The sequence below is a fragment of the Nonomuraea sp. NPDC052129 genome (assembly GCF_040680095.1).
GTDB lineage: Bacteria > Actinomycetota > Actinomycetes > Streptosporangiales > Streptosporangiaceae > Nonomuraea.
Genome location: NZ_JBFAVX010000004.1, coordinates 467,225 through 493,140 on the forward strand (window position 1 = coordinate 467,225; position 25,916 = coordinate 493,140).

The window sequence follows — 25,916 nt, forward strand, 5'->3', positions numbered from 1 at the left end:
TCATGTTTTCTATCGATGGTGAGGTACGTCAAGGGTGGCAGCTTTGCCGGAAGACAGGGCGGATTTTACTTTTCCGCAGGTTCGGACGGCGTGTCGGCCCACCGCGCGCCGACGCCGCGCAGCGTCACCAGGCGGGCGTCGTCCCCGCTCTCACGGTCGATGTGGATCTCCAGGCGGTCGTCGGACAACCCCTCGACCAGTCCCTCGCCCCACTCCACGACCGTCACCGACTCCTCCAGCGAGGCGTCGAGGTCGAGGTCGTCGACCTCCAGGTCACCGCCCAGCCGGTAGGCATCGGCGTGGACGAGCGGAGGGCCCTGGCGCAGCGACGGGTGCACTCTGGCGATCACGAACGTGGGCGAGGTGATCGGGCCGCGCACCTTGAGCCCTTCGGCGATGCCCTGTACGAGCGTGGTCTTGCCCGCGCCGAGCGGGCCGGACAGGATCAGCAGGTCGCCCGCCCGCAGCCCGGCGGCCAGCCGGGCGCCGTAGGCGCGCATGTCCTCGGCGGTCGGAAGCCTTTCGGCCACTACAGCTCCACTCGCTTGATCAGGTCGCGCAGCGCGTCGTTGACCACGCCCGGGCGCTCCAGCTGGATCAGGTGCGAAGTGTCGGGCACCTCGGTGAGCTGGGCGTTGGGCAGCGCGGCGGCGATCGCCTTGCTGTGCTCGGGCGGGGTGAGCCAGTCCTTGTCGCCGACCAGGATCGCGGTCGGGACCGGGTCGAGCACGTCCAGGGCGGCCAGTTTGTCGTGGTTCATCAGCGCGGGGTAGAAGTTGGCGAACACCTCGGTCGGCGTCGCCCTGATCATCGTCTCAGCGAAGTCGACCAGGGTGGGGCTGACGTTCTTGGAGTCGCCGAAGCCCATGTAGCGGGTCATCAGGAACGCGATGTCGCTGCCCGCGCTGCGCGTCTTGTCGACGAACGAGCCCCGCCGGCCCAGCAGCGAGATCGTCGACGGGGCGACCTTGTGCACGGCCTTGGACAGCAGCGCCGGCAGGCCCAGCGTGAGCTCGGCCAGCTTGCCCGCCGAGGTGGCGATGAGGGACACCGCGCGGATCTTGTCACCGAACAGCTCGGGATGGCGGTCGGCCAGCGCCATGATCGTCATGCCGCCCATGGAGTGGCCGACCAGCACGCACGGGCCGGGCACGAAGCGTTCGATCACCTCGGCCAGGTCGTCGCCCAGCCGGTCGATCGTGCAGTCCTCGGCGGTGGCGCGCTGCGAGCGGCCGTGTGAGCGCTGGTCCCACAGCACCATGCGGTGATTGTCGCGCAGGTCGCGGCGCTGGTAGTGCCACGACTCCAGGCTGAGACAGTAGCCGTGGCAGAACACGATGGTCAGCGGCGCGTCCTCGGGCCCGTCGATCTCGACGTGCAGCGCCGTGTTGTCGGAGGTGACCAGCGTGAGGTCCCTGCCGCGCAGCTCGCCGAACGGCTCGCTCGCCTCGGCGTCGGGGCGCAGCCTCATGCGGCCCACCGCATAGCGCTTGGCCAGCGCCGCCGCCGCCACACCGGCCGAAGCGGCACCGACGATGGCGCCGGCGATCCCGACCTTCCGCCGTGTTGTCGTCGTCATGTCCCTGATCCCCTATACACCCGCGGCACCCGCGAACCGATCCTGGTCACGATCTCATGCGTTATCGTGCCGAGGTTATCCGCCCACTCCTGAGCGGTCGGCTCACCCCTCCCACCAGGCCCGAACAGGATGACCTCGTCGCCTGCGGCGAGCGGCTCGTCGCCCATGTCGATCATGAACTGGTCCATGCACACCCGGCCGGCTATCGCCCTTCGGCGACCACCCGCCAGAACCTCTGCCCGCCCCGTCGCGTGCCGGAGGATCCCGTCGGCGTACCCGAGCGGCACCAGGCCAAGCGTGGTCTCGGAACTCGTGACATAAAGGTGCCCATAGGACACTCCCGAGCCCTCCGGCACCCGCTTGGCCAGAGCGATCCGCGCCACGAGCGTCATCGCCGGTCGCAGCCCGAAGTCGCCCAGCTCGGGGACCGGGCTGAGCCCGTACATGGCGATGCCGGGCCGGACCATGTCGTAGTGGGTGCGCGGCAGCGTCAGGATCGCGGCGGAGTTGGCCAGGTGCCTGATGACGTGGGACCCGGCGGCGCCGGCCTGCTCGGCCTGCTTGAGCGCCGCCTCGAACGCCTCGATCTGCCGGTCGATCGAGCCATGCCCCGGCACGTCCGCGCAGGCGAAGTGGGACCACAGGCCGATGATCTCGATCGCGCCCTCGGACTGGAGGGCGAGCGCCCTGGTCAGCAGCTCCGGCCAGGCGGCGAGCGGTGCGCCGCCCCTGCTCATGCCGGTGTCGGCCTCCAAGTGCGTCTTGGCGGTACGCCCGGTGCGCCGCGCCGCGGCGGCGATCTCGTCGAGCACCGGCACGTCGGCCGCCGACAGCTCGATCTCGGCTTCGAGCGCCTCGTCCAGCGGCTCTCCGGGCGTGATGATCCACGCCAGCAGCGGCGCGGTGATGCCACCGGCGCGCAGCGCGAGCGCCTCACGGATGAAGGCGGTGCCGAGCCTGCTCGCGCCACCCCCCAGCACGGCCTCGGAGGTCGGTACGAGCCCGTGCCCGTAGGCGTCGGCCTTGACGGCTCCCAGCACTTCGGCGCCGCCCGCGCGCTCCTTGAGCAGCGCCACGTTGTGCCTGATCGCGGCCAGATCGACCCGCGCCTCCGCGGGCGTCGCCATCGGGGATGTCATCCCTCCAGTCTGGCAGCTCGCCCACGTGGTCGAGCGCGAATCGCCCCTGTTGAGGTCAGCCGACCGAACGGGATTCGCCCCCTCGGCGGGAAAAGCCGCGCGACGTGCGGACTCCGGCTTTACCTGGAAGAGTCGCGCAGCGCCCGGATCGCCGCCGGAACCGCCGAGGCCACGTCCGCGGCCGTCAGGGGGGCGTCCTCGGCCGCGATCCGGCCGGCCAGCCCGTGCAGGTACGCCCCGCACGAGCCCGCGTCGAAGCAATCGAGCCCCTGGGCGAGCAGCGCGCCGGCCACCCCGGACAGCACATCCCCCGTGCCGCCCGTGGCCAGCCAGGCCGTGCCGGTCGGGTTGACCCGTACCGGCCGGCCCCGCTCGGCCACGACCGTGGTCGAGCCCTTGAGCAGGACGGTCGCGCCCAGCTCCGCCGCCGCCTGGCGGGCGTACCGGAGCCGGCCCGCCTCGATCGCCTCGCGGTCCACCTCGAGCAGCCGCGACAGCTCGCCCGCGTGCGGCGTGATCAGCACCGGGGCGGTACGCCGGAGCAGCGCCCGGTCACGGGCGACCAGAGTCAGGGCGTCGGCGTCGACCAGGACGGGCACGTCACTGGCGAGCACTCTGGCGGCCAGCTCGTGCGCCCAGTCGCCGGTGCCGAGACCGGGCCCCAGCACCCATGCCTGCACCCGGCCGACCTCGTCGATCGACGGCTCGCTCAGCTCGGTGATGACCGCCTCGGGCCAGTGGGTGCGTACCTGGGCCACCGGCTCACTCGGCCCCACGTAACGCACCATCCCCGCGCCCGCGCGCAGCGCGCCGCCCACGGCGAGCACGGCGGCGCCCGTGTAGCGGTCGCTGCCCGCCGCGACGCCCAGGACGCCCCTGCGGTATTTGTCGGACTCGCCCATCGGCTGCTTCAACCGGCCGTCGACGTCGCGGTGGGTGAACGCCACGACGTCGGGGTCGGGCAGGTAGGGGCCGAGCCCGATGTCGATCAGCTCGATCTTGCCCACGTTGCCCGCGCCCGGATCGACGAGCAGCCCGGTCTTGGGCGCGCCCATGGTCACAGTCACCTGCGCCGCGATGGCCGCCCCGTCCACCTGACCGGTGCTCGCGTCGACGCCGCTGGGCACGTCCACCGCGACGACCAGGCCGGGCGCGGCGTTGGCCGCCTCGGCCAGCCCCGCGTACGGCTCCCGCAACGCCCCGGTCGCCCCGATCCCCACCAGCCCGTCGACGATCAGCTCGGCCCGGTCGACGGCGTCCGGCCCCACGATCGTGCCGCCCGCCCGGCGGAACGCCTCCAGCCCTGCCTCATGGGTCTTGGAGCCCGCCAGGACGGCCTCAACCCGGGCGCCACGCCCGGCCAGGCGGGCCCCGGCGTACAGGGCGTCGCCGCCGTTGTCGCCGCTGCCGATGAGCAGCAGCACGCGCGTGCCGTACACCTTGCCGAGGAGGCCGACGCAGACGGCGGCGAGCCCGGCGGCGGCGCGGTCCATGAGCGTGCCGCCGGGCAGCCGCGCCATCAGCGCGCGCTCGGCGGTCCTGATCTGGTCGGCGGTGTAGGCGGTACGCATGATCTGAAGCTATCCCTCCGCGATCACGTAGGCCATCGCCACACCGGCGTCATGGCTGAGCGAGATGTGCCAGCGCTTGACGCCCAGGCCGTAAGCCACCTCGGCGGCCTTGCCGGTGACGCGCAGCTCGGGCTTGCCGCTCTCGTCGCAGCGCACCTCGGCCTCCAGGTGCCCGAGCCCCTTCGGCGCGCCGAGCGCCTTGGCGACGGCCTCCTTGGCGGCGAACCTGGCGGCCAGCGAGTGTACGGCGAGCGGCCGTTCGACCTCGGTGAACAGCCGCTCGCGCAGCCCCGGCGTGCGTTCCAGCGCCGACTCGAACCGCGCGATGTCGACCACGTCCACGCCGATGCCCAGGATCATCCCCTCAGGTTAACCGGGCGCGCTCCTACAGCCAGCTGGCCCGCACGCTGTCGGTCGGCCCGTCACCGGGCGCCCTGCCGAGCTCACCCTTCGCCACCCTGGTGAGCAGGCGGCTGACGCTCTCGACGATCTCGGGGACGCACAGGCGCAGCTCGGCCACGTCCGCGGCGATCGACTCGTCGCGCTCCACCCCCGCCCTTTCCAGCACGGCGTCCAGGTCCGCCAGCTTGCCCGCCAGCCACTGCAGGGGATCGCTCGACAGCTCCCTGTCGAAGACGCGCGGGCCCGGGTCCCATCCGGTGAAGGCCGGATGGTGGTGGGTGCGGTCGAAGCTGCCTGGACTGCCGTCGACCGATTCCAGGAGGTCAACGCGCCAGATGGGCCGGTCGAGGTTGATGGGCCGCGCCGAATAGATGGAACCCTTCAGCTGCCCTGGTTCGAGCATCCGTACTTCGAGGCGGACGCCGTGCTCGGCGCCCTCCTGGCCCTTCATCGGTTTGGGGTCGACGAAGTAGAGATCGCTCACGGCTACGCCGATCCGGTCGAAGCCGAAGATGTACAGCACGGGGAGCCCTCCTGTCGCGAGTGTCCTCTTCGAGTATCAACAACCTCCTGGCCAGCTTCAATCAGGGGGTCTCAGCCAACGGATCTCCGCCGTACGCGGGGTCGGTCTCAGCCTGCGTAGGGTCGGTCTCAGACGCGGGCCAGCCGCCGTACGCCCTCGACCAGCTCGGCGGTGTCCGCCGTGGCGGCGAATCCGAGGCGCAGCCACGTGGCGGGCACCTCGGTGGCGAAGTAGCGGCTGCCCGCACTGACCGCTACCCCGAGTTGCCGGGCGGCGGCGGCCACCGCCGTGTCGCTCAGCCCATCGGGGAGCCGCGCCCACAGGTGCAGGCCGCCGGCGGGCTGCCGCGCGACGCTCCAGCCGGGCAGCTCGCGCGCGAGGGCGGCGGCCAGTTCCGCGCGCCGCTCGCGCAGGGCCGTGGCCAGCGTACGCAGGTGCCGCTCCCAGGACGGCGAGCTGACCAGCTCCAACGCGGCCTCCTGGAGCGGGCGGGTGACGAAGAAGTCGTCTACCAGGCGGACGGCCCGCAGCCGCGCCATCACCGGACCGCGCGCCACCAGCGCCCCGATGCGCAGGCTCGGCGCGGCCGGCTTGGTAAGCGAGGTCAGGTAGACGACGGTGCCGTCCCGGTCGCCGGCCACCAGCGGCGGCGGCATGGGCCCGCCGTGGCCCAGGTGCCGGGCGAAGTCGTCCTCGATCACGAACGCGCCCGCCGCCCTGGCGACCTCGACGACCTGGCGGCGACGTTCGGGCGCCAGCACCGCGCCGGTCGGATTGTGGTGGACCGGCTGGCAGTACAGCACCCGCGCGCGGGTCAGCTCGAACGCCTCGGCCAGCAGGTCCGGCCGCAACCCGTCGGCGTCCATGGGCACCGGCACCGGGCTGAGCCCGGCCGCGCGGGCGGCGGCCATGGCGCCTGGATAGGTGGGCGACTCCACCAGGACCGGGTTGCCGGGTCCCGCGATGGCCCGGAACGCCATCGACAGCGAGCTCTGCCCGCCCGCGGTGATCAGTACGTCCTCCGGTGTGACACCGCCGCCGGCCATGGTGGCGAAGACGGCGCGCAGCGGTGACAGGCCGATCGCGGGCGCCCGGTCCCAGGCGTCGGGACGGCGGGCCGCCCGGCCCAGCGCCGCGGTCAGGGCCCGCGTCGGCTGCAGCGATCGATGCAGGTAGCCGCCATCCAGCATGATCGTCCCGGCGGGCGGCGGGCCGAGCGCGTCGGTCAGCGAGCGGGTGTCCACTGCCCGGTCGGTGAGCGCGACCGTCTGCCAGGCGGTGTCGGCGACCTCGGCGCCCGCCCTGGCGCGCGGCGCCACGAACGTGCCGCTGCCCGGGCGAGTGATCACCGCGCCCTCGGCGGCCAGCGCGGCGATGGCCTGCGACACGGTGACGGGACCCACCCGGTAGCGCTGGACCAGGTCACGGCTGCTGGGCAGACGGTCGCCCGGGGCCATCCCGGACAGCAGGGCACGCAGCCGCACTGCCAGTTCGGCCGAACTGCTACTATCCGACATGAGACTGGATAATAGCGCTTTCGCTCCCAACTCGGGATCGCTACTCGACGTCGAGAGCCTGCGGGCCGACACTCCCGGGTGCGCGCAGGTCGTGCACTTCAACAACGCCGGATGCGGGCTGCTGGCCGCTCCGGTGCTGGCCACGATGCTCGACCATCTGCGACTGGAAGCCCAGATCGGTGGCTATGAGGCGTCGGCGGCCCGTGCCGTCCAGGTCCGCGAGTTCTACGCGGAGCTCGCCGCCCTGATCAACTGCGCTCCCCGGAACATCGCGTTCGCCGGTAGCGCCACCCACGCCTTCGCCACCGCCCTGTCCTCGATCCCGTTCGAGACCGGCGACGTCATCCTGACCACGCGCAACGACTTCATCTCCAACCAGATCGCGTTCCTGTCCCTGCGCCAGCGCTTCGGCGTGCGCGTCGTGCACGCGCCGGACGCGCCGGAGGGCGGCGTGGACGTGGCGGCGATGGCCGCGCTCATGCGGGAGCACCGGCCCCGGCTGGTGAGCGCCACCCACATTCCCACCAACTCCGGGCTGGTCCAGCCGGTCGCCGAGATCGGCCGCCACTGCCGCGAGCTGGACCTGCTGTACATGGTCGACGCGTGCCAGTCGGTCGGCCAGTACCCCATCGACGTGGCCGCGATCGGCTGCGACCTGCTCACCGCCACCTGCCGGAAGTTCCTGCGCGGCCCGCGTGGCTCCGGCTTCCTCTATGTGTCGGACGGGGTGCTGAAGGCCGGGTACGAGCCGCTGTTCATCGACATGCACGGCGCCCGCTGGACCGGGCCGGGCCACTACCAGCCCGCCGAGTCCGCCGCGCGGTTCGAGGAGTGGGAGTTCCCCTACGCGACCGTGCTGGGCTGCGCGGCAGCCGCCCGCTACGCCCGCGAGGTCGGCGTCGAGGCCATCGCGCGCCGCTCGCCCGCGCTGGCCGCCCGGCTGCGCGTCCTGCTCGACGCCGTTCCAGGGGTACGTGTACTCGAAAAGGGCCACGAGCTGGGCGCCATCGTCACCTTCACCATCGAGGGGTGGCGGCCGGAGCCGTTCAAGGCGGCCATGGACGCGAAGGGGATCAACTCGGCGCTCAGCTTCCGGGAGTTCGCCCAGTTCGACTTCGGTGACAAGAACGTCGACTGGTGCCTGCGCCTGTCACCGCACTACTACAACACCGACGAGGAGGTGGACCAGGTGGCCGCCGCGGTCGCGGAGCTGGCCGGCTAGAACGAGCCCCGCTGCCAGGGCCCCCAGATGGCGAACGAGGTGCCCTCTTTGGACTGGACGTTGACGTACAGGGTGTGACCGCCGGGGCCGAAGGTGGAGCCCGCGAACTCCGCGCCAGGGTCGCCCGCCACCGGCTCCAGGCGGCAGAAGTCGAAGATCTGGCCCTGCTTGGTGAGGCCGCGCAGGAAGTTGTCGCCGTCGCCGTCCTCGCAGAGCACCAGCGTGCCGCGGGTGCTGGCCGTCACGTTGTCGGGCAGGTCCAGCACCGACGAACGCGGCGACTCGTACACCAGCCGGAGCCGCCCGGTCCACGTCTCGTACGCCCACACCTGCCCGCGCCCCTGGCCGAACCCGGACGGCGGCGTGTCACCCTCGGCGGTGGCGCCGCCCTGGGTGGAGCAGAAGTACACGGTGCCCTGGTGGTAGATGGCCCCTTCGAGCCTGGCGAAGATCGCCGCGCCCTCGGCCCGCCCCTGCTTGCCGACGGCCTGGACGGCCTCGTCGTTGGACGGCTTGCCGGTGAAGGTGGGGTCGGGGTCGTCGATGGTCACCCAGACCGTGTTGTACGTCGCGCCGGGCCGCTGCCCCTTGGACAGGTCCTTGCGCGGCGAGCCCTTGATCGCGAGCATCTGCAGCCGGCCGCCGTCCAGCAGCCGCCCGGCCTTGAGCGGATGCTTCGGCGGCGTGTAGCGGTAGAAGCCGGAGGCGAAGGAGAAGCAGTCCTCGGTCAGATAGAGCGCCCCCGCCTGCGGGTCGAACGCGGCCGACTCGTGCGCGAACCGGCCGGCGGCCTTGATCGGCTTGGCGTTGGAGGTGCCCGACACCGGCACCTCGAAGATGTAGCCGTGCTTGCGGGTCAGCTTGCCGTTGTCGCCGCCGGAGAAGTCGTTGGCCACGTCGGGGCCGTTGACGGTCTCCTCGCAGCTCACCCAGGCGTTCCAGGGCATCGGGCCGCCCGAGCAGTTCATCATGGTGCCGTTGAGCGACGGGGCGCTCTTGAGCACCTCGCCGTAGCGGGTGACGTGGAGGGTCGAGGTACCGCCGCCGGCCGCGGGGTCGTAGGCCTTGGCCTTGTCGCCGAAGGCGCCGACCGCTCCACTGACCTCGTGGTTGCGCACCAGGATCGCGGTGTCGCGCGGCCCGCGGAACGCGGCCATCCCGTCGTGCCTGCCCGGCACGATGGAGCCGTCGGAGTATTTGCTGCCCGCCGGGCTGAAGGAGCGGTATTTGAACCCGTCGGGCAGGTGCAGCCTGACCTTCCCGTCACGCGCGTCGCGCACCGCCTTCAGCGGCCCGTAGCCGGTCGCCCGCGTGACCCCGCCCCTGGCGCCCGCGCAGGCCACCCCGGCGAACGGCCCGGTGATGCTGGCCGCGGCGGCCAGCCCTGCTCTGGTCAGAAAGCGACGACGGTCCACAAGCCCTCCCGAAGGTCAGGTCTCCGAACAGTAGCCGCTGACAAATCGCCGCATGCCCGGTTTGGTGAGATCCCCGGGCGCGGGCCACCGCCTTACCCCAAACTGGTCATAAGTAATCCCATGTATTTATCCACAGGCTGTGGATAGAGAGTGCCACCCGGTCGAGAGCGCGTTTGTCGCCCGTCGATACGCTGCCAAGGTGAACAACGGCTACGTTGAACTGAGCAGGGAGCAGTGGAGCGAACTCCGCAAGAACACGCCCTTGACTCTCACCGAGGAAGAGCTGGAAGAGCTGCGTGGCGTCGACGACCCCATCGACCTCGCCGAGGTCACCGACATCTACCTCCCCCTGACCCGGCTGCTGAACCTCCACTACACCGGGTCCAAACAACGCAGTAGCGTGCTGAGCGCTTTTCTCGGGCATCCCGGGCAGCACGTGCCGTACATCCTGGGCATCGCGGGCAGTGTCGCGGTCGGGAAGTCGACGACGGCACGGCTGCTGCACACGCTGCTGGCCCGCTGGCCCGAGCATCCGCACGTGGAGCTGCTCACCACCGACAGCTTCCTCTATCCCAACGCGGTGCTGGAGTCCGAGGGGATCATGCATCGCAAGGGCTTCCCCGAGAGCTATGACCGCAGGGCGCTGGTCAGGTTCGTCGCCGAGGTCAAGGCCGGGCTGCCGGAGGTGCAGGCCCCGGTCTACAGCCACCTCGAATACGACATCGTCCCCGGCGCCAAACAGGTAGTGAAAAATCCGGATATCTTGATCATTGAGGGGTTGAACGTGCTGCAGCCCGCTCCGCCCACGTCCCTGGCGGTCAACGACTACTTCGACTTCTCGATCTACGTCGACGCCAAGGTGGAAGACATCCGGGCCTGGTACGTCGACCGCTTCCACAAGCTCCGCCGCACCGCCTTCGAGGACCCCAAGTCATACTTCAAGTACATCGCCGACCTCTCCTACGAGGAGGCGACGGAGTTCGCGGTCAACGTCTGGCGCGACATCAACGAGCGCAACCTGATCGAGAACATCGCCCCCACCCGTGGCCGCGCCGGCCTGGTCATGCAGAAGGGCGCCGACCACTCTGTCAGGCGGGTACGGCTTCGCCGTACCTGAACACCTCCTCGAACAGGTAGGTCGCGAACCTGCCCGAGCACCCCTGATCGTCTATGTCGGCGAACCAGCAGTCCTCGCCGTCCTCGTGACACCTGAACGTCTGCCTCATGTGAGAGACCCTCGCGTACGGTAGTCAACGCCCCATCAACATCCAATGGACAAGAATGACCCAGTGCTACATCTGCGATTGATCACTCCGTCCACCCGTACGGAGGAGGTGACGGCCGTGCTCGACGAGTGCACGGGCGTCACCAATGTCGCCGTGCTGCCCGGCGCGGCCCGCGAGCCGAAGGGCGATCTGATCCTCTGCGACGTCGCGCGCGAAGCGGCCAACGAGGTGATCGACCGGCTCAAATGGGTGCAGGACGAGGGTTCGATCGCCGTCGAGCAGGTGCATCTGGCCCTGTCCAAGGCCGCCGCGGACGCCGTCGAGGAGGCTCCCGGCGACCCCGACGACGCGGTCATCTGGGCGGAGCTCGCCCAGAGGGTGCAGGCCGAGTCGCGCATCACATGGGCGTACCTGGCGTTCCTCGCGATCGCCACGCAGCTCGCGGGCATCGGCGTCCTGCAGAACTCACCCATCCTGATCGTCGGCGCGATGGTGCTCGGCCCCGAGTTCGGCGCCATCGCGGCCATCTGCTTCGGCCTGCTCCGTGGCCGGGGCCGGCTGATCATCACCTCACTCAAGACCCTGGTCGTCGGGTTCGCGGTGGCGATCGCGATCACGTTCGCCTGCGCGCTGGTCTCGCGCTGGATGGGCTGGATCGACCTGAGCAACCTGCGCGTGAACCAGGAGGTCCAGTTCATCGTCAAGCCCGACCGCTGGTCGTTCATCGTGGCGCTGCTGGCGGGTGCCGCCGGGGTGCTGTCGATCACGGCGGGCAAGTCGTCGGCCCTCATCGGCGTCTTCATCTCGGTCACCACGGTCCCCGCCGCCGGCTACGTGGCCGTAGCGCTGGCGCTCAGCGATTGGGCCGAGGTCAGCGGGTCCGTCGCGCAACTCGCGCTGAACATCGCCGGCATGCTCATCTCGGGCACCGTCAGCCTGGCCATCCAGCGGAAATTCTGGCCTCAAGTAGGACATCGTTCATCCGTGTGAACGAGGCCACACCCCATGCCCGGCCGGTAGGGTCCGGACCATGCACATCCTCGCTACCGAGGGGCTGACCAAACGCTTCCCGACCGTCACGGCACTCGACCAGCTGACGGTCACCGTCGGGTCCGGTGTCACCGGCCTGGTCGGGGCGAACGGCGCGGGCAAGTCGACGCTGATCAAGATCCTGCTGGGCCTGCTGCCCCCGACCGTGGGCGGCGCGCGGGTTCTCGACCTCGACGTGACCACGCAGGGCGCCGAGATCCGCAGGTTCGTGGGCTACATGCCCGAGCACGACTGTCTTCCCCCTGACGTGTCCGCCACCGAGCTGGTCGTCCACCTTGCCCAGATGTCCGGGTTGCCGCGTACGGCCGCCCGCGAGCGCGCCGCCGACGTGCTGCGCCACGTCGGCCTGGCCGAGGAGCGCTACCGCGCCATCGGCGGCTACTCCACCGGCATGAAGCAGCGGGTCAAGCTGGCCCAGGCGCTCGTGCACGACCCCAAGCTGGTATTCCTCGACGAGCCGACCAATGGGCTCGACCCGCGCGGCCGGGACGAGATGCTGGCGCTGATCAGGCGCATCGGCACCGACTTCGGCATCAGCGTGCTCGTCACCTCGCACCTGCTCGGCGAGCTGGAGCGGATCTGCGACCACGTGATCGTCATCGACGCGGGCCGGCTGCTGCGCTCCTCCGCGATCGCCGAGTTCACCCAGGCCACGCAGACCGTCACGGTCGAGGTCGAGGAGGGCACGCAGCCGCTCGCCGAGCGGCTGTCCGAGCTCGGCCACAGCGCCGTCCAGCACGGCCGCCTGCTGCTGGTCAAGGTGGCGGGCCCGGAGACGTTCGACGCGATCCGCGACGCGGCCGTCGATCTCGACCTCTGCCTGATCCGGCTGGAACAGGGCCGCCACCGCATCGAGGACGTCTTCAGGGAGGAGGTCGACGCGGGTGTCTGAGATCTATGACATCGGTTACCGCCATTACGACGGTCCGCGACTCGGCCGCGGCTACTCGACGCGCGCGCTCACCGTCCACAGCCTGCGCGGCGTCTTCGGCCTCGGGCGTACGGCGCGCAGCAAGATCATTCCGTTCGCCCTGGGCGTCATCATGCTGCTGCCCGCGGTCGTGTCGATCGCGATGATGGCCCTGTTGAAGCAGCGCGGTATGGCCTACAGCGGCTTCGCGGTCTACATGCAGACGGTCGTGGCGATCTTCCTGGCCGCGCAGGCGCCGACTGTCGTCGCGCCCGACCTGCGTTTCCGGGTGCTGCCGCTGTACCTGTCACGTCCGGTCACGATCGCCGAGTACGTGGCCGCCAAGGTCATCGCCATGACCGCGGCGCTGTTCCTGCTGCTCGCCGTGCCACTCACGCTGATCTACGTGGGCGAGCTGCTCATCGACATGGACGGGCCGCCGCAGACCAAGGAGTACCTCGGGGCCCTGGCCATGGCGCTGGTGCTCGCGCTCCTGCTGTCGTCGTTCGGCCTGGCCATCGCCGCGCTGACGCCCAGGCGCGGGCTCGGCGTCGCCTCCGTCATCGCCCTCTACCTGCTGACCTCGGCCTCCGCCACGGTCATCTTCGCCACGCTGTACTCGTCGGGCAACGATACGGCGGCCGGCTGGGCCTGGCTGATCAACCCGTTCTGGCTGATCGACGCCGTACAGGTATGGCTGTTCAGCACCACGGCCAACGTTCCGGACGGCACCTACCCGCCGGGGCCCGTCCCGGCGATCCTCGTGGTCGTGCTCATCGGGATCGGCCTGGCGGCGCTCGCGGCGCGCTATCGGAAGGCGGCCGCCCGATGAACATCGAGCTCGCACAGGTCTCTCGCTGGTACGGCAACGTGGTTGCGGTCAACGACGTCACGATGACGATCGGTCCCGGCGTCACCGGCCTGCTCGGCCCCAACGGCGCGGGCAAGTCGACGCTGCTGCACCTGATGGCCGGGTTCCTGGCCCCCTCGGGCGGCACGGTGACGATGGACGGCACCCAGATCTGGAAAAATCACCACATCTATAAGAACATCGGCCTGGTTCCTGAACGGGAGGGTGTCTACGGGTTCCTCACCGGCTGGCAGTTCGTCCTGTCCGCCGCCCGGCTCCACGGACTTCCCGATCCGATCGAGGCCGCCCGCAAGGCGCTGGCCACGGTCGAGATGGAGGAGCCCAAGGACCGCCGCGTCGAGACCTACTCCAAGGGCATGCGCCAGCGGGTGAAGGTCGCCGCCGCGCTCGTCCACGACCCGCCGGTGCTGCTGCTCGACGAGCCGTTCAACGGCATGGACCCGCGCCAGCGGCTGCACCTGATGGACCTGATCCGCTCGATGGGCACGGCGGGCAAGACGATCCTGTTCAGCTCGCACATCCTGGAGGAGGTCGAGCGGGTCGCCCAGCAGATCGAAGTACTGGTCGCGGGCCGGCACGCCGCCTCGGGCAACTTCCGAGAGATCCGTCGGCTGATGACCGACCGGCCGCACCTGTTCAGAATCCGGTCGAGCGACGACAGAAAGCTCGCCGCCGCCCTGATGCTCGACAACTCGGCGGGCGGCGTCTCGCTCGGCGCGGGCGGGCTGGAGGTCCAGGCGGTCGAGTTCCGGCGCTTCGCGTGGCTGCTGCCGCGCGTCGCCCGCACCGAAGGGATCCGCCTGCACGAGGTCTCCCCCGCCGACGAGGACCTGGAGAGCGTCTTCGCCTACCTGATCAACCGGAGCACCTGATCCAGGCGACTGAGGCGCCGAACGGAGTGAGGCAATGAATACAGTCGTCGCAGGTATTACCTACCGGGCTCTGCTGGGCAGGCGCAGGATCTTCCTTCTGCTCCTGCTGCCGCTGGCGCTGATCGGGTTGGCGGTCATGCTGCGGGTGTTCGTCGGCAACGACCCGCGCTCGGCCGCGCTGCTGATGGACAAGTTCGCCATCGGCACGATGCTCCCGCTGCTCGGCCTCATCGCGGGCACCGGGGTGATCGCCCCGGAGATCGACGATGGCACGATCATCCACCTGATGTCCAAGCCGATCTCGCGGCCCGTCATCGCCCAGACGAAGTTCCTGGTGGCGGCCTCGCTCCTGGCGGTGTTCTCGGCGGTCCCGACGTACATCTCGGCCTGGCTGCTGGTGGGCAACGAGGACGGTCTCGCGGCCGGCTTCGCGCTCGGCGCGCTGGTCGCGGGCATCGCCTACGCCGCGGTGTTCCTGCTGCTCGGCATCATCACCCGGCACGCGGTCACGATCGGGATCATCTACGCGCTGCTGTGGGAGACGCTGGTCGGCACGTTCGTACCGGGGGCGCAGAAGTTCTCCATCCAGCAGTGGGCCAAGTCGATCGCCGACCAGATCTCCGACACGCCGTTCCTGACGGCCAACGTGACGCTCGGCTTCGCCGTACCAGCGCTGATCATCGTAACGCTGGGCGCGGTGCTCTGGGCGGGACAGCGGCTGCGGGTCTTCACGCTGACGGGCGACGAATAGCTCCTCGCTCACGGGCGGCGCTTACAGGTGACGAACAGCTCACGGGCGGCCAAGGGCCGCGCGCAGCGCCGCCCGGTCGAGCTTGCGCCTGCTGGATCGCGGGAAGTCCGGGAGCACCGCGATCCGGTCGGGCAGCGCGCCCGCGTCGACCAGCGCGGGCAGCCGGGCGCGTACCGCCGCCTCCTGGAAGCCGTCGCCGGGCACCAGCGCCAGTACGACCTCCTCGTCCCCGGTGACCGGATCGGCCAGGCCGACGATGGCCGCGTCGGCTACGCCGGGCAGCGCGGCGATGGCCGGTTCGTACAGGCTCGGGTAGATGTTGAACCCATCGCGAAGGATCATGTCCTTCTTCCGGCCGAGCAGGACGAGACGGCCCTGTCCATCCAGGCGGACCAGGTCGCCGGTGGCCACCTCGTCGTGCGGCGGCTCACCCAGGTAGCCGCGCGCCACGTGCGGGCCGCTGACGACCAGCTCCTGGTCCTCGGTGAACCGCACGCCGACTCCCGGCAGCGCCGCGCCGAGCAGGTCTCCCTCGGCGCAGGCCAGCTTCTCGGCCGCGCTCGCCAGCGCGATCGGCAGCGCCTCCGTCATCGCGTACACGCTCAGCACCTCCGCGCCGGGCGCGGCGGCGATCGCCTTCCGCAGTACGGCCGGGGGCGCGGGAGCCGAGCCGAGCAGCAGGTGGCGCAGGCTGTCCGGCAGCCGTTCCACCCGGGCGACGAGCCCGGCCAGCTCCACGGGCACGCAGTACAGGTGGGTCACCCGGCGCTCGAAGATCAGCTTGGCCGGGCCGGGCATCGACCAGGTGGCGCCGCCGATGAGCGCGGGCAGGCCGAGCATGAGGCCGTCGGTGTGGACGACGTCGCCGGGCTCGACAGGGAAGCGGTCCCTGAAGATCTCCAGCCCGGCGGCAAGGGACGCGCGGGTGTGGACGACGGCCCTGGGGTGAGCGGTGGTGCCGGAAGTGAAGATCACCGCTGCCGGATCATCCACCTCACCCCGACTCGCACCGGTCGCGTCGGCCGCATCCGCGCCCAGACCCGGACCGGGGCCGGGGCTGGTGTGGGGCGGCGGGCCGTCCAGGCCGCGTAACCGTACCGCCGCTCTCGGCACGCCGGGCAGCCACCGGCCGGTGTAGGCGTGGCGCAGTTCCAGCTCCGGCAGCGGATCGCGAAGGCCGGGCAGGAGCACGCCCCGCCGCCTGGCCAGCGCGCGCAGCGGCGCGAACGACGTGACCGCGTACAGCAGCGACCCCGCCACCACCCAGCGCGGCCGGGCCAGCCGGAGCCGGGCCCGCAGGATCTCCGGCGCGAGGCCGGGATCGGCCAGCACCAGCACCCCGCCCGCGGCGACCACGCCCAGCGCCACGGCGATCGCGTCCGGCGAGGGCTCGACGGCGTACAGGACGCCATCGCCGCGCCCGAGCCCCTCCGCCACCAGCCGGTCGCGGATGCGCAGCGCCCGCTCGCGCAACCCGCCGAACGTCAGCTCCCGCCCGCGCGCCCCCACGATCGCCGTCGCCCGGGGCGTACGCTCGCACGCGGCGAACACCTGAGCCAGCAGATCACTCCGCATCCCACTCCCTCAAAGGCCCTCAAAGCTCGTAACGCCGCATGACCGGCACCGCGACCCGGTCGAGCAGCCAGGCCAGCGCCACCCACCCCGTACGCCGCCGCCACGGCAGATGCCCGACGTACACAGCCCGGTACTCGATCTCCGGCACCGCCCCACGCAGCCGCTTGAACTCCCCCGCACCCGCACTGTCGTTGACCGACAGCCCCTCGTCCACAGCGATCTGGTAGACCAGCGCGCTCAGCATCCGATACAGCCCGATCCCCTGCGGCAGCGCGGTGTCGTAGCCGAAGATCGGCGTGGTCAGCGTCCCGTCGCGGTGGAAGTAGCCGAGCACCCCGTCGATCCGCCCATCCCTGGCCAGCGCCCAGTAGGTGATCGTCCCCGCCCGCATGGTCTCGCGCACGAACCGCTCGGTGAACTGCGGATTGTTCCGTGAGTACTTATCCAGATAAAGCAGGTCATAAAGCTCGACCACCCGAGCCGCGTCACCCTCGCCCGGCCGCACCACCTCATACCCCCTGCGCCCGACCAGCCGCAGATCGCGCCGCCACCGCTTGCGATGCCGGGCCTCCTGCTCCCCCGGCCGAACCAGGTAGATCCGCCGCCCCGGCACCATCACGCAGCCGTCGATCCGCCGGTTCACCGAGCAGAACCCGACTGCATGGCCGGGGAACCGCTCCCGCAGGAAGCGGATGGCGGCCTGCTCATGGGCGGGCTCGATGGCCGGATAGAGGTTCGTGGACAGCAGCCAGTTGTTGACCAGCACCACCCGGTCCAGCTCCGCCCACCGGCACAGCGCGCCCAGCGCGGCCAGCGCCGCCGCCAGCACCGCGCGCAGCACCCCGCTGCCGAGCACGCGCAGCTCCTCACCGGCATAGGTCACATAGTGCGTGTACGGCGAGCACACCCACGCGTTCCCCTGCTCACCATCATTGACCGACACCGGCAGGACAATGCGCCCGTCCACGAGCAGCACCCCGTAGGTCGTGGCCACATTGGCGACGAACGCCTCGGTCCCGTGCTCGACCAGCGGCACCAGGTAGTCACGCGCGTAGGAGCCGTCCTCGGTGTCGGGCCAGGGCAGCTCGCCGAGGGTGTCCTTCATGAACAGCTCGGCCTTCACCGGCCATCCCACTCGATGTCGTACGTCGAGCACTCGATCAGTGACCGCCGCGTCCACAGCGAGCGGATCCAGTTCTCCCACAGCACCCCGAACTGCGCCAGGAACGGCCCCCGGTCCCCTTCCACCGCGATCACGTCGTCAGCGGCCGACACCACACTCGCCCACCGGCGCAGCTCCGGCCAGGAGCGTACTCCCGCCAGGCCGAAGCCCAGCATCGCCAGCCCGATCATCGCCCGCGTGCCCGGCGCGGGCCGCAGCGGCCGGTCGGGTACGTCACCGAGTAGCACCCCGGCCAGCTCGTCGCCCAGCAGATGCACCCCGCTGGTGGCCCGTGGATTGCACTCCATCGGCAACACCCGGTCGCCGGCCATGAAGTCGAAGGCGATCTGCCCGCTGAATCCAGCCCGCGCCACGAACTCCGTAACCCAGGCGTCCACCTCGGCATGCTCCACCGGCTCGAAGCTGACACAAGCCCCAGAAGCCGTGAACTCCACCGCATAGGCGGCATGAGCCACCAATCGCCCCTTCACCGCCACGGAGTAGGTGCAGATCTGCTGCCCGCCGAGCAGTTCCTGAGCCACCCAGGGCCCCTCGCCCGCCCTTAACGCGATATTTCCCCGTACAACCCGCACTTTCGTACCAAAACGCGAAAAAACAGGCTTCAGGATGAACGGGCGCCGGATCCCGGCCAGGTCAGCCTGCGACGTCACCAGCGCCGTCTCGGGCACCGGCAGCCCGAACCCCTTCGCCAGCTGGACGAACTCCCACTTGCTGTGCAACGCCCGCAGCGTCCCGAGCGGCTCGGCCAGCACCTCACAGGGCAGCCGCTTCCGCCCTCGGGCCACCCAGAAGATCTCCTCGCACGTGGGCACGACCAGCCGCACGCCCTCCAGCTTGACGATGTCGGCCAGCGCGTCGGCGAACGCCTCGGGCGCCCGGTTGGGCGGCGGCACCCGATAGCTGACCGCCACAGCCGAGGACCGCGCGCAGAGCTGCGCCCGCGAGCTCTCGGCCACCACGACCCGCGCACCCGACCTGGCGAACTTCCTGGCCAGGTCCAGCGCCACGGGCGCCCGCCCACCGGTGATCAGCACAGTCACGCTCACCAGCCGCAGGATACGCGTGAGGGGCACGGCGCCGCCGTGCCCCTCACTGGAAAAGCCTCAGACGCAGGCGGCCCGGACCACGTCGGCCAGCCGGCCGGCGACCTCGGAGGCGTGCTCCTCGGACGAGGCCTCGACCATCACGCGGATCATCGGCTCGGTGCCGCTGGGCCTGATCAGCACCCGGCCCGTCTCACCCAGCTCCTTCTCCGCCAGCGCCACGGCCTCGGTGAGCTCGGGCACCGACGCCTTGCCCCGGTCCACGTCCTTGACGTTGATCAGGATCTGCGGCAGCGGCGTCATCACCGCGGCCAGCTCGCGCAGCGACTTGCCCGACCTGGCCACGACCGAGAGCAGGTGCAGTGAGGTGAGCAGGCCGTCTCCGGTGGTGGCGTGGTCGAGCATGATGACGTGCCCCGACTGCTCACCACCCAGGTTGTAGCCGTCGGACTTCATGCGCTCCAGCACGTAGCGGTCGCCCACCGCGGTCTCCACGACGTGGATGCCCGCCTCGCGCATGGCCAGCTTGAAGCCCAGGTTGGACATCACGGTCGCGACCACGGTGTCCTTGGCCAGCGTGCCCTCGGCGTGCATGTCGGCGGCGAGGATCGCCATGATCTGATCGCCGTCGATGATCGCGCCGGTGTGGTCGACCGCCAGGCAGCGGTCGGCGTCGCCGTCGTAGGCGATGCCGAGGTCGGCGCCGCGCGAGACGACGACCTGCTGCAGCTTGGGCAGGTGGGTAGAGCCGTAGCCGGCGTTGATGTTGAGGCCGTCGGGCCGCGCGCCAATGGCCTCCACCCTGGCGCCAGATCGCACCAGCGCCTCGGGGGCGACCATGTGGGCGGCGCCATGGGCGCAGTCGACGACGATGTCGAGACCGTCGAGCCGGCCACTGACCGTGGTCAGCACATGGGAGATGTAGCGGTCGGCCTCACCGTAGGCGTCACGCACCCGGCCCACGGCGGAGCCGACGGGAAAGGTCCAGTCCTCGCCGAGCCGCCGCTCGATCTCGTCCTCGACCGCGTCGGACAGCTTGAAGCCGCCCCGGGCCAGGAACTTGATGCCGTTGTCCGGTGCCGCGTTGTGCGACGCCGACAGCATGACGCCGATGTCGGCGCCGAGCGCGGCGGTGAGGTAGGCGACGGCCGGGGTGGGCAGCACGCCGAGGCGCAGCACATCCACTCCGGACGACGCAAGGCCGGCGACCACTGCGGCCTCGAGGAACTCCCCCGAGGCACGCGGGTCCCGGCCTACGACGGCCACAGGACGACGTCCTGTGGCCGTGAACGCGCCCGCATCGCCGAGGACGTGAGCCGCCGCGACCGAGAGGTCCATGGCGAGCTCCGCCGTGAGGTCGCGACCAGCGACCCCACGAACCCCGTCGGTGCCGAAAAGACGCGCCAATTTAGCGCTTGCTGTACTGCGGAGCCTTACGGGCCTTCTTGAGGCCGTACTTCTTCCGCTCCGTGGCGCGGGCGTCACGGGTGAGGAAGCCGGCCTTCTTCAGAGGCGCTCGGTTGGTCTCGACATCAAGGATCGCCAGCGCGCGGGACAGGCCCATGCGCAGCGCGCCGGCCTGGCCGGTCACGCCGCCACCGTCGATACGCGCGATGACGTCGAACGCCTCCTCGGCGCCGAGCACCACGAAGGGCTCGTTGACGATCTGCTGGTGGACCTTGTTGGGGAAGTAGACGTCCAGCGAACGACCGTTGATCGTCCACTTGCCGGTGCCGGGGACGATGCGCACGCGGGCGATCGCCTCCTTACGGCGACCGGTGCCGTACGAGTTGCCCGTGGTGACGGGCTTGCGCACGGGAGCGTCAGCGCTGGCGGTGGACTCGGTGGTGTACTCGGAAGGGAACTCCTCGCCGGAGAATTCTTCCACCTCGGCCTCGACGGCCGTCTCGACACCGGTGGGCTCAGCCACGGTTCTCCTCTAAATCTTTCGGACTACTACTGGGCGATCTGGGTGATCTCGAACGGCACCGGCTGCTGGGCCTGGTGCGGGTGCTCGGACCCCGCGTAGACCTTGAGCTTCTTGGCCATCTTCCGGCCGAGGGAGTTCTTCGGCAGCATGCCCTTGACGGCCTTTTCGACGGCCTTGTCCGGCCGCTTGTCCATGAGCTCGCCATAACTGACGGAACGCAGACCGCCCGGGTAACCCGAGTGGCGGTAGGCCTTCTTCTGCTCACGCTTGTTGCCGGTGAGCGCGATCTTGTCCGCGTTGATGATGACGACGAAGTCGCCGGTGTCGACGTGGTTGGCGAAGATCGGCTTGTGCTTGCCGCGGAGCAGGATCGCGACGTGGCTGGCCAGCCGGCCCAGCACGACATCGGTCGCGTCGATGACGTACCACTGACGCTGAACGTCGGCGGGCTTCGGTGAGTACGTGCGCACGGTCGTAGCCTTCTTTATGCTCGCGTCTTCGGCGCTGTCGGGAAGCGACAGCTCTAGGGTCGGTCGGTGCGGGCACACGGCAGCCCGGACCTTCCGTCTCCCTGGCCCGATGGGCTGATGATGGGAGATGACGCCGGACGCGCCGCGCATCGGTCGCGCTGGACCTATGCACACAACGATTGATTAGGCTACCCGCATTTAAGGGTGCTGGTCAAAAGACCGGTAACCTGCGATCAGTCTACCTGACACAGAACGGTTCGATTTCGGTTCCCTGGGATCCCTTCTTTCCCAGGACCAGACATCTCTATCGTTGGGTGTGGCATGTGGCACACCTCTCTCACCCGGCACACCCAGCGGAGCGCACGGCGCCGGAACCATCTGGGGGTGCTCGCCTGTCTTATGGCGGTTCTGTTCACGGGTGTGCTGATCGGGCGGTTGACGGACAACGTCGAAGAAACCGGCCACATCTACCTCAACGAGACAGCCCCGCCCGCCGCCGCGGCCAAGGCCAAGCCCACGGTCACGCCCACGGCCAAGAAGGCGCAGCCGTACGTAGGCCGCATCCCCAGGGAGAGCACCGCCGGGGTCCCGCGCGGCAACGTCAGGGCCAAGCCCACCAAAAGCCCGGACGGCAACACGGTGCCCGGCTTCACCGCCGAAGATCCCACGCGGGTGCTCGGCGAGCAGACCGCCGAGATGTCGCCGGCGATGGCGGCCAAGGTCGTCAACCTCACCAACGCCGCCAGGCTCAAGCGCGGCTGCGGCCGCCTCCGGACCGACGCGAGGCTGACCCGCTCGGCCCGCGCGCACTCCCTTGAGATGGCGAGCAGCGGCCGCTTCACCCACGACTCCCCCGACGGCTCGTCGCCGTGGGACCGGATGGAGCGCGCCGGATACCGCGCGGGCGCCGCCGAGAACATCGGCCGCGGCTACACCTCTCCCGAAGAGGCGGTCCGCGGCTGGCTCGACAGCAAGGACCACCGCCAGAACATCCTCAACTGCCGCATCGAGTCCATCGGAGTCGGCGTGGTGGCGGGGGCCGGCGGGCCGTGGTGGACGCAGGACTTCGGTTACTCATGACCACCTTCACGGTAATGTCGCCGCATGGGTTTTCCCGACGAACGTGACACCAGCACGGAGAGCACCCCCCGCCGTTCTCGCAGGGCCCGTGACACGGCCGAACCCGGCGGCTCCCGCAACCCCTTCGAACCGATCGGGGCTGCCACCGGTCGCAGGGCCAAGGAACCGGCCGCGGCCGAGACGGTCGCCGAACCGGCGCGCCGCAGCACGACGTGGAGCCCCTACGACGAGGGCAAACGCTCGCGTGGGCCGCTCTGGTTCACGCTCGGCGGCGTCGCGGTGCTCGGCCTGTTCGTCGCGGGCCTCGTGGTGATGTTCAAGTCAGGCGGCTCCGACCAGGCCGAGACCCAGGCGGCCCGCCGCACCTCCGCGCCGCTGCCGTCCTCGCCTCCCGGCAAGTACAGCTACGCGACCGATCGCAAGACCGACCCCGAGCCGCTCACGGTCAAGGAGCTGTTCGCGACCAAGAAGATCGCCGTCGCCGGCCGCTCGTACACGATGACCGTCACCAGCAAGGTCAAGAAGTGCTCCGACGGAGCCGTCGGCGACAAGCTGCAGAAGGCCCTCAAGGCCGGCAAGTGTACGCAGATCATCCGCGCGAGCTTCCGCGACAAGGCCGGCAAGCTGATGGGCACGGTCGGCGTGGCCAACCTCAAGTCCAGCAAGACCGCGACCAAGGTGCAGTCGGTCGGCAGCAAGACCGACTACGTCAAGCCGCTGGCCGGCAAGGACTCACTCACCAAGAGCCTCGGCACCGGGAGCGGCGGCACCCAGATGTGGATGCACGGCCACTACGCCGTCATGATCTGGTTCCAGAACAAGGACGGCAGCAAGCCCGACAAGAAGGGGCAGAAGAAGCTCTTCCAGGCGGTCGACGACATCACCAAGGCCACCGTCTTCAAGGCCCTTGACTCCCGCACGCTGACCGGCCACCCGGGCACCTGAAAGCCTCAAACCTTTTCATAGGTACCCAAACGGCATCGATGATCCAGTCGGGAACGCCCATACCGGCATAACGATCTCGCGACTCTCGCTAGGCTCCCCCTTATGCGTGGCCAGGAACCTGGGTCTGACAACGATCGTAGGGAATCTGACGGCTCGGCCGCACCGGCGACGCCTCCGCCGAGCTTCGGCCAGCCCCTTCAATATCCCGAGTCACGGGCGTCTCACGAGGCGCCCGGAGCTACTCCAGCATCGCCACCGGAGCCCGGCGCGGGCGCTGACTCCGGCTCTGACAGCGCCGGTTACGGGAGTGCCGATAATGACGATGCCGGTCATGACATGCTGCCCGCTTTCCCGGGCACGCCATCGGATGCTGAGCAGACGGTGACCGGGGCATCGGCCTTCGACTCGCCGTCCGAGTGGCAACCGTTCGAACCACAGCCGTCGGACCCGGCGTCGGCCGAGGACCAGTCCGACCTTCCCGGGCTGCCGGCCTTTCCCGGCGCGCAGCCGTGGGAGGTGGCGGGCGACGACGCCGCGCCGTACGACTGGTTCGCCGACCCCCAGGGCCCGCCCCGCCCCATGCGCGGCCGCCTGCCCCGCAACCTCGGCGCCCAGCCCGGCACCCCGTCCCCGTCTCCGCGACCTCCCGCCGCGGGCCCTCCGCCCGCCGGCTCCGCACCCCCACGGCCGCCCACCACTCCGGGACCGGGCGCCCAGCTTCCGTCGCACAGCCCGGCGCTAGGCACTCAGCCTCCGTCACACGCCGGTGGGCCGGGCGCCCCGGCCCCCGGCCAGCCCGGCGCCGGATGGTCTCCAGCGTCCGGCGCCTGGCCCGCACCCATCCCGGAGGAGCCCGCTACCTGGGCCCCCGAGGAGCCCGCCACCTGGGCGGTCGACCCCGTAGTGCCCGGTGCGCCGTCGTGGGAGCCGCCCCCGGCCTTCACCGCCGCGGCCGCGGGCATGCAGGTATGGCCCGCCCCCGTGGCTGACCCGCCCGCCATGCCGCCCTGGCCCGCCGCCACGGGCGAGCTCGCCGTGGAGCCGGAGTCCGACGACATGTCCGGCCCGACATCGCCCTGGAACGTCCCATCGGACAGCTCGCCCCCGGACGACTCCCCCACCCGCCCGGGGGGCATCATCCCGCCCGGAGTCCCCGCGTCCGACGACAGCGACCCCGCGCCCAAGAGCTCCGTGTACGGCGGGCCGACGACCAAGGGCCCCGCGTTCGGGCAACCCGCGGCCGACCACGAAGAGGCCGACCCCTCAGAGGACGCCGAGGACTACCAGACCGACCCGAACCTGACCGACCCGAACCTGACCGCCCCCTTCGACGCGAGGGGCGCGTCCGCCCGCCCCTTCGCCGCCAATGAGGTGGCCCCACCGGCCTTCGACCCGAACGCCACCGATCCCACCTTCGACGCGAACCTCACTACGCCCGCGTCCGACGCGACGGCCCCCCACGCCTTCAACCCCAACGCCCGCCCGGACGCGTTCGACGCCAGCACCCCACCAACCGCCTTCGACCCAGGCACCCCGCCGCCCGCCTTCGACCCGAACGCCGCCGGACACCCGGTCGAGCCGAGCGACGTCCCGGTCTGGCCGCCGATCCCCCCTGGCGGCATCGAGCAGAAGGGCAACGTCCCCGACCTCCCGTTCGAGGTATGGGGCCAGAAACCCACCGCCGCCCTGCCCGTCCCGGCCTCGCAGGACCGCTCCACACCGCCCGCGGCCTATGGGCAGGGGCCGTTCAAGCAGTCGCCGTTCCAGGCGACACCGCCCGCCACCGGCCAGCCCGGCAAGCCGGCGGGCCGGAAAACCCTCTTCATCACCCTGGGCGTGCTCGCCCTGGCAGGCGTCGCCACGGGCGGCTTCTTCGCCTACAAGTCGGTGAGCGCCCCGCCACCACCCGCCGCCACGACGGCCGCCAAGGAACCGCCGACGACGGCACCCCCGGCCATCGTCAGCCCCGATGCCTCCACGACCCCGGTCGTCCCCGCCACCTCGATCCTCAACTCCGAGCAGACCGACCCGCGCAAGATGTCGCTCTCCGAGGCGTTCCCGAAGAAGAAGATCGAGGCGGAGGGAGCCGTGTTCTCCAAGGTCAAGACCGACATGACGGGGAGCTGCGAGAAGGCCGCCTCCGGTCCCTTCGCCGACGCGCTGCGCGAGCAGAAGTGCAGCCGGATCGTACGAGCGACGTACGTGGACACCAAGCGCCGCTACGCCGTGACGACCGGCATCGCCGTACTGCCCACCAAAGAGGCCGCCATGAGCGCCGACAAGGCCAAGAACCTCGGCCGCAACGTCTGGTTCCGCGGCCTGCCCGCGGCGTCGGGCACGGGCGGCGAACGCGTGGAGATCGCGGGCGGCTACGCCGCGGGGCTGGTCTGGGGCCGCTACATCGTCTTCAGCTACGCCACGTACGCCGACGGCCACACACCCGGCACCAAGGAGAAGACACTCGGCAAGGTCAGCGGCGCCTTCCGCGACCAGACCTCCCAGGCCCTGGAACGCCGCCTCACCAACGACTGAAAACCCGCTCGGCACGGGGCTACGGCTCGCTGGCAACAGGCGGATCGACGCGCCGGGACACGGCTCGCCGACCGCAAGTGGGTCACCGGCCACTGTACGAACGCGCCGGG

25 protein-coding genes are annotated in these 25,916 nt (G+C 70.5%); 10 read left to right on the top strand and 15 right to left on the bottom strand.

The window, feature by feature from the left end:
* Positions 1 to 65: 65 nt before the first annotated feature.
* The 7 genes from tsaE to AB0L53_RS13520 form a co-directional block, all read right to left on the bottom strand.
* Positions 66 to 530 carry a tRNA (adenosine(37)-N6)-threonylcarbamoyltransferase complex ATPase subunit type 1 TsaE gene (gene tsaE / locus AB0L53_RS13490; RefSeq protein WP_357948248.1) on the bottom strand — a complete coding sequence of 155 codons (465 nt, stop codon included), beginning with the start codon at positions 528 to 530 and terminating at the stop codon, positions 66 to 68.
* Complete coding sequence (locus AB0L53_RS13495; RefSeq protein WP_357948245.1) at positions 530 to 1,579, bottom strand: alpha/beta hydrolase; 1,050 nt, start codon at positions 1,577 to 1,579, stop codon at positions 530 to 532. Before AB0L53_RS13495 ends, tsaE begins: the two co-directional genes overlap by 1 nt.
* On the bottom strand, positions 1,576 to 2,706 hold the full coding sequence (alr, locus tag AB0L53_RS13500) for an alanine racemase (protein WP_363993210.1): 1,131 nt from the start codon (positions 2,704 to 2,706) through the stop codon (positions 1,576 to 1,578). The genes AB0L53_RS13495 and alr overlap by 4 nt, the downstream gene beginning before the upstream one ends.
* A 131-nt stretch (positions 2,707 to 2,837) precedes the next feature.
* Complete coding sequence (locus AB0L53_RS13505; RefSeq protein ID WP_363993174.1) at positions 2,838 to 4,289, bottom strand: NAD(P)H-hydrate dehydratase; 1,452 nt, start codon at positions 4,287 to 4,289, stop codon at positions 2,838 to 2,840.
* A gap of 9 nt (positions 4,290 to 4,298) precedes the next feature.
* Positions 4,299 to 4,649: a holo-ACP synthase gene (locus tag AB0L53_RS13510; RefSeq protein ID WP_225293879.1), complete on the bottom strand. Its 351-nt coding sequence runs from the start codon at positions 4,647 to 4,649 to the stop codon at positions 4,299 to 4,301.
* Positions 4,650 to 4,674: 25 nt separating this feature from the next.
* Complete coding sequence (locus tag AB0L53_RS13515) at positions 4,675 to 5,214, bottom strand: hypothetical protein (RefSeq protein ID WP_363993175.1); 540 nt, start codon at positions 5,212 to 5,214, stop codon at positions 4,675 to 4,677.
* A gap of 128 nt (positions 5,215 to 5,342) precedes the next feature.
* Positions 5,343 to 6,731, bottom strand: coding sequence for a PLP-dependent aminotransferase family protein (locus AB0L53_RS13520; protein WP_363993176.1), 1,389 nt, complete (start codon positions 6,729 to 6,731; stop codon positions 5,343 to 5,345).
* Between AB0L53_RS13520 and AB0L53_RS13525 the strand changes: the two genes are divergently transcribed.
* Positions 6,730 to 7,953, top strand: a complete 1,224-nt coding sequence (locus AB0L53_RS13525) for an aminotransferase class V-fold PLP-dependent enzyme (RefSeq protein ID WP_363993177.1) — start codon at positions 6,730 to 6,732, stop codon at positions 7,951 to 7,953. The two genes, AB0L53_RS13520 and AB0L53_RS13525, sit on opposite strands and share 2 nt — an antisense overlap.
* Here the strand turns inward: AB0L53_RS13525 and AB0L53_RS13530 are convergent.
* Positions 7,950 to 9,368 carry an alkaline phosphatase PhoX gene (locus tag AB0L53_RS13530; RefSeq protein WP_363993178.1) on the bottom strand — a complete coding sequence of 473 codons (1,419 nt, stop codon included), beginning with the start codon at positions 9,366 to 9,368 and terminating at the stop codon, positions 7,950 to 7,952. The two genes, AB0L53_RS13525 and AB0L53_RS13530, sit on opposite strands and share 4 nt — an antisense overlap.
* A gap of 199 nt (positions 9,369 to 9,567) precedes the next feature.
* Here AB0L53_RS13530 and coaA point away from each other — a divergent pair, with 199 nt between their 5' ends.
* The gene (coaA, locus tag AB0L53_RS13535; RefSeq protein ID WP_363993179.1) at positions 9,568 to 10,485 is read left to right on the top strand and encodes a type I pantothenate kinase; all 918 of its coding nucleotides are present in this window, start codon (positions 9,568 to 9,570) and stop codon (positions 10,483 to 10,485) included.
* Here the strand turns inward: coaA and AB0L53_RS13540 are convergent.
* Positions 10,457 to 10,594 carry a hypothetical protein gene (locus AB0L53_RS13540; RefSeq protein ID WP_358553050.1) on the bottom strand — a complete coding sequence of 46 codons (138 nt, stop codon included), beginning with the start codon at positions 10,592 to 10,594 and terminating at the stop codon, positions 10,457 to 10,459. The two genes, coaA and AB0L53_RS13540, sit on opposite strands and share 29 nt — an antisense overlap.
* Positions 10,595 to 10,657: 63 nt before the next feature.
* Here AB0L53_RS13540 and AB0L53_RS13545 point away from each other — a divergent pair, with 63 nt between their 5' ends.
* The 5 genes from AB0L53_RS13545 to AB0L53_RS13565 are packed head-to-tail and all read left to right on the top strand — an operon-like array spanning position 10,658 to position 15,048.
* Positions 10,658 to 11,584, top strand: coding sequence for a DUF389 domain-containing protein (locus AB0L53_RS13545; RefSeq protein WP_363993180.1), 927 nt, complete (start codon positions 10,658 to 10,660; stop codon positions 11,582 to 11,584).
* Positions 11,585 to 11,624: 40 nt separating this feature from the next.
* Positions 11,625 to 12,536: an ABC transporter ATP-binding protein gene (locus AB0L53_RS13550; protein ID WP_363993181.1), complete on the top strand. Its 912-nt coding sequence runs from the start codon at positions 11,625 to 11,627 to the stop codon at positions 12,534 to 12,536.
* Positions 12,529 to 13,386, top strand: a complete 858-nt coding sequence (locus AB0L53_RS13555) for an ABC transporter permease (protein ID WP_363993182.1) — start codon at positions 12,529 to 12,531, stop codon at positions 13,384 to 13,386. Before AB0L53_RS13550 ends, AB0L53_RS13555 begins: the two co-directional genes overlap by 8 nt.
* A complete protein-coding gene (locus AB0L53_RS13560; protein ID WP_363993183.1) occupies positions 13,383 to 14,297 on the top strand; it encodes an ABC transporter ATP-binding protein in 915 nt (304 codons plus the stop codon). Before AB0L53_RS13555 ends, AB0L53_RS13560 begins: the two co-directional genes overlap by 4 nt.
* A gap of 34 nt (positions 14,298 to 14,331) precedes the next feature.
* Positions 14,332 to 15,048: an ABC transporter permease subunit gene (locus AB0L53_RS13565; RefSeq protein ID WP_363993184.1), complete on the top strand. Its 717-nt coding sequence runs from the start codon at positions 14,332 to 14,334 to the stop codon at positions 15,046 to 15,048.
* Positions 15,049 to 15,087: 39 nt separating this feature from the next.
* Here AB0L53_RS13565 and AB0L53_RS13570 read toward each other — a convergent pair whose 3' ends face one another.
* The 6 genes from AB0L53_RS13570 to rplM are packed head-to-tail and all read right to left on the bottom strand — an operon-like array spanning position 15,088 to position 21,249.
* Positions 15,088 to 16,623: a class I adenylate-forming enzyme family protein gene (locus tag AB0L53_RS13570; RefSeq protein ID WP_363993185.1), complete on the bottom strand. Its 1,536-nt coding sequence runs from the start codon at positions 16,621 to 16,623 to the stop codon at positions 15,088 to 15,090.
* A gap of 19 nt (positions 16,624 to 16,642) precedes the next feature.
* Complete coding sequence (locus tag AB0L53_RS13575; protein ID WP_363993186.1) at positions 16,643 to 17,746, bottom strand: GNAT family N-acetyltransferase; 1,104 nt, start codon at positions 17,744 to 17,746, stop codon at positions 16,643 to 16,645.
* On the bottom strand, positions 17,743 to 18,852 hold the full coding sequence (locus tag AB0L53_RS13580; protein WP_363993187.1) for an ATP-grasp domain-containing protein: 1,110 nt from the start codon (positions 18,850 to 18,852) through the stop codon (positions 17,743 to 17,745). The genes AB0L53_RS13575 and AB0L53_RS13580 overlap by 4 nt, the downstream gene beginning before the upstream one ends.
* A gap of 57 nt (positions 18,853 to 18,909) precedes the next feature.
* The gene (gene glmM, locus AB0L53_RS13585) at positions 18,910 to 20,256 is read right to left on the bottom strand and encodes a phosphoglucosamine mutase (RefSeq protein WP_363993188.1); all 1,347 of its coding nucleotides are present in this window, start codon (positions 20,254 to 20,256) and stop codon (positions 18,910 to 18,912) included.
* A 1-nt stretch (position 20,257) separates the two neighbouring features.
* The gene (rpsI, locus tag AB0L53_RS13590; protein WP_357948202.1) at positions 20,258 to 20,779 is read right to left on the bottom strand and encodes a 30S ribosomal protein S9; all 522 of its coding nucleotides are present in this window, start codon (positions 20,777 to 20,779) and stop codon (positions 20,258 to 20,260) included.
* A 26-nt stretch (positions 20,780 to 20,805) separates the two neighbouring features.
* Positions 20,806 to 21,249 (bottom strand): 50S ribosomal protein L13, encoded by a 444-nt coding sequence (gene rplM / locus AB0L53_RS13595; RefSeq protein WP_225293910.1) that lies wholly within the window; start codon positions 21,247 to 21,249, stop codon positions 20,806 to 20,808.
* Positions 21,250 to 21,570: 321 nt separating this feature from the next.
* Here rplM and AB0L53_RS13600 point away from each other — a divergent pair, with 321 nt between their 5' ends.
* The 3 genes from AB0L53_RS13600 (at position 21,571) to AB0L53_RS13610 (ending at position 25,806) form a co-directional block, all read left to right on the top strand.
* Positions 21,571 to 22,329: a CAP domain-containing protein gene (locus tag AB0L53_RS13600; RefSeq protein ID WP_363993189.1), complete on the top strand. Its 759-nt coding sequence runs from the start codon at positions 21,571 to 21,573 to the stop codon at positions 22,327 to 22,329.
* A 24-nt stretch (positions 22,330 to 22,353) separates the two neighbouring features.
* On the top strand, positions 22,354 to 23,274 hold the full coding sequence (locus AB0L53_RS13605; protein ID WP_363993190.1) for a hypothetical protein: 921 nt from the start codon (positions 22,354 to 22,356) through the stop codon (positions 23,272 to 23,274).
* Between the two features lie 381 nt (positions 23,275 to 23,655).
* Positions 23,656 to 25,806 carry a hypothetical protein gene (locus AB0L53_RS13610; RefSeq protein WP_363993191.1) on the top strand — a complete coding sequence of 717 codons (2,151 nt, stop codon included), beginning with the start codon at positions 23,656 to 23,658 and terminating at the stop codon, positions 25,804 to 25,806.
* Positions 25,807 to 25,916 lie beyond the last annotated feature (110 nt).

Excerpts from the sequence above, each read along its gene's own strand:
- AB0L53_RS13565 (WP_363993184.1), top strand. The coding sequence starts at position 14,332 with ATGAATACAGTCGTCGCAGGTATTACCTACCGGGCTCTGCTGGGCAGG.
- AB0L53_RS13540 (WP_358553050.1), bottom strand. The coding sequence starts at position 10,594 with ATGAGGCAGACGTTCAGGTGTCACGAGGACGGCGAGGACTGCTGGTTC.
- AB0L53_RS13495 (WP_357948245.1), bottom strand. The coding sequence starts at position 1,579 with ATGACGACGACAACACGGCGGAAGGTCGGGATCGCCGGCGCCATCGTC.
- AB0L53_RS13525 (WP_363993177.1), top strand. The coding sequence starts at position 6,730 with ATGAGACTGGATAATAGCGCTTTCGCTCCCAACTCGGGATCGCTACTC.
- AB0L53_RS13550 (WP_363993181.1), top strand. The coding sequence starts at position 11,625 with ATGCACATCCTCGCTACCGAGGGGCTGACCAAACGCTTCCCGACCGTC.
- AB0L53_RS13510 (WP_225293879.1), bottom strand. The coding sequence starts at position 4,649 with ATGATCCTGGGCATCGGCGTGGACGTGGTCGACATCGCGCGGTTCGAG.
- AB0L53_RS13520 (WP_363993176.1), bottom strand. The coding sequence starts at position 6,731 with ATGTCGGATAGTAGCAGTTCGGCCGAACTGGCAGTGCGGCTGCGTGCC.
- AB0L53_RS13605 (WP_363993190.1), top strand. The coding sequence starts at position 22,354 with ATGGGTTTTCCCGACGAACGTGACACCAGCACGGAGAGCACCCCCCGC.
- AB0L53_RS13560 (WP_363993183.1), top strand. The coding sequence starts at position 13,383 with ATGAACATCGAGCTCGCACAGGTCTCTCGCTGGTACGGCAACGTGGTT.
- AB0L53_RS13600 (WP_363993189.1), top strand. The coding sequence starts at position 21,571 with ATGTGGCACACCTCTCTCACCCGGCACACCCAGCGGAGCGCACGGCGC.
- AB0L53_RS13505 (WP_363993174.1), bottom strand. The coding sequence starts at position 4,289 with ATGCGTACCGCCTACACCGCCGACCAGATCAGGACCGCCGAGCGCGCG.
- alr (WP_363993210.1), bottom strand. The coding sequence starts at position 2,706 with ATGGCGACGCCCGCGGAGGCGCGGGTCGATCTGGCCGCGATCAGGCAC.
- AB0L53_RS13570 (WP_363993185.1), bottom strand. The coding sequence starts at position 16,623 with ATGCGGAGTGATCTGCTGGCTCAGGTGTTCGCCGCGTGCGAGCGTACG.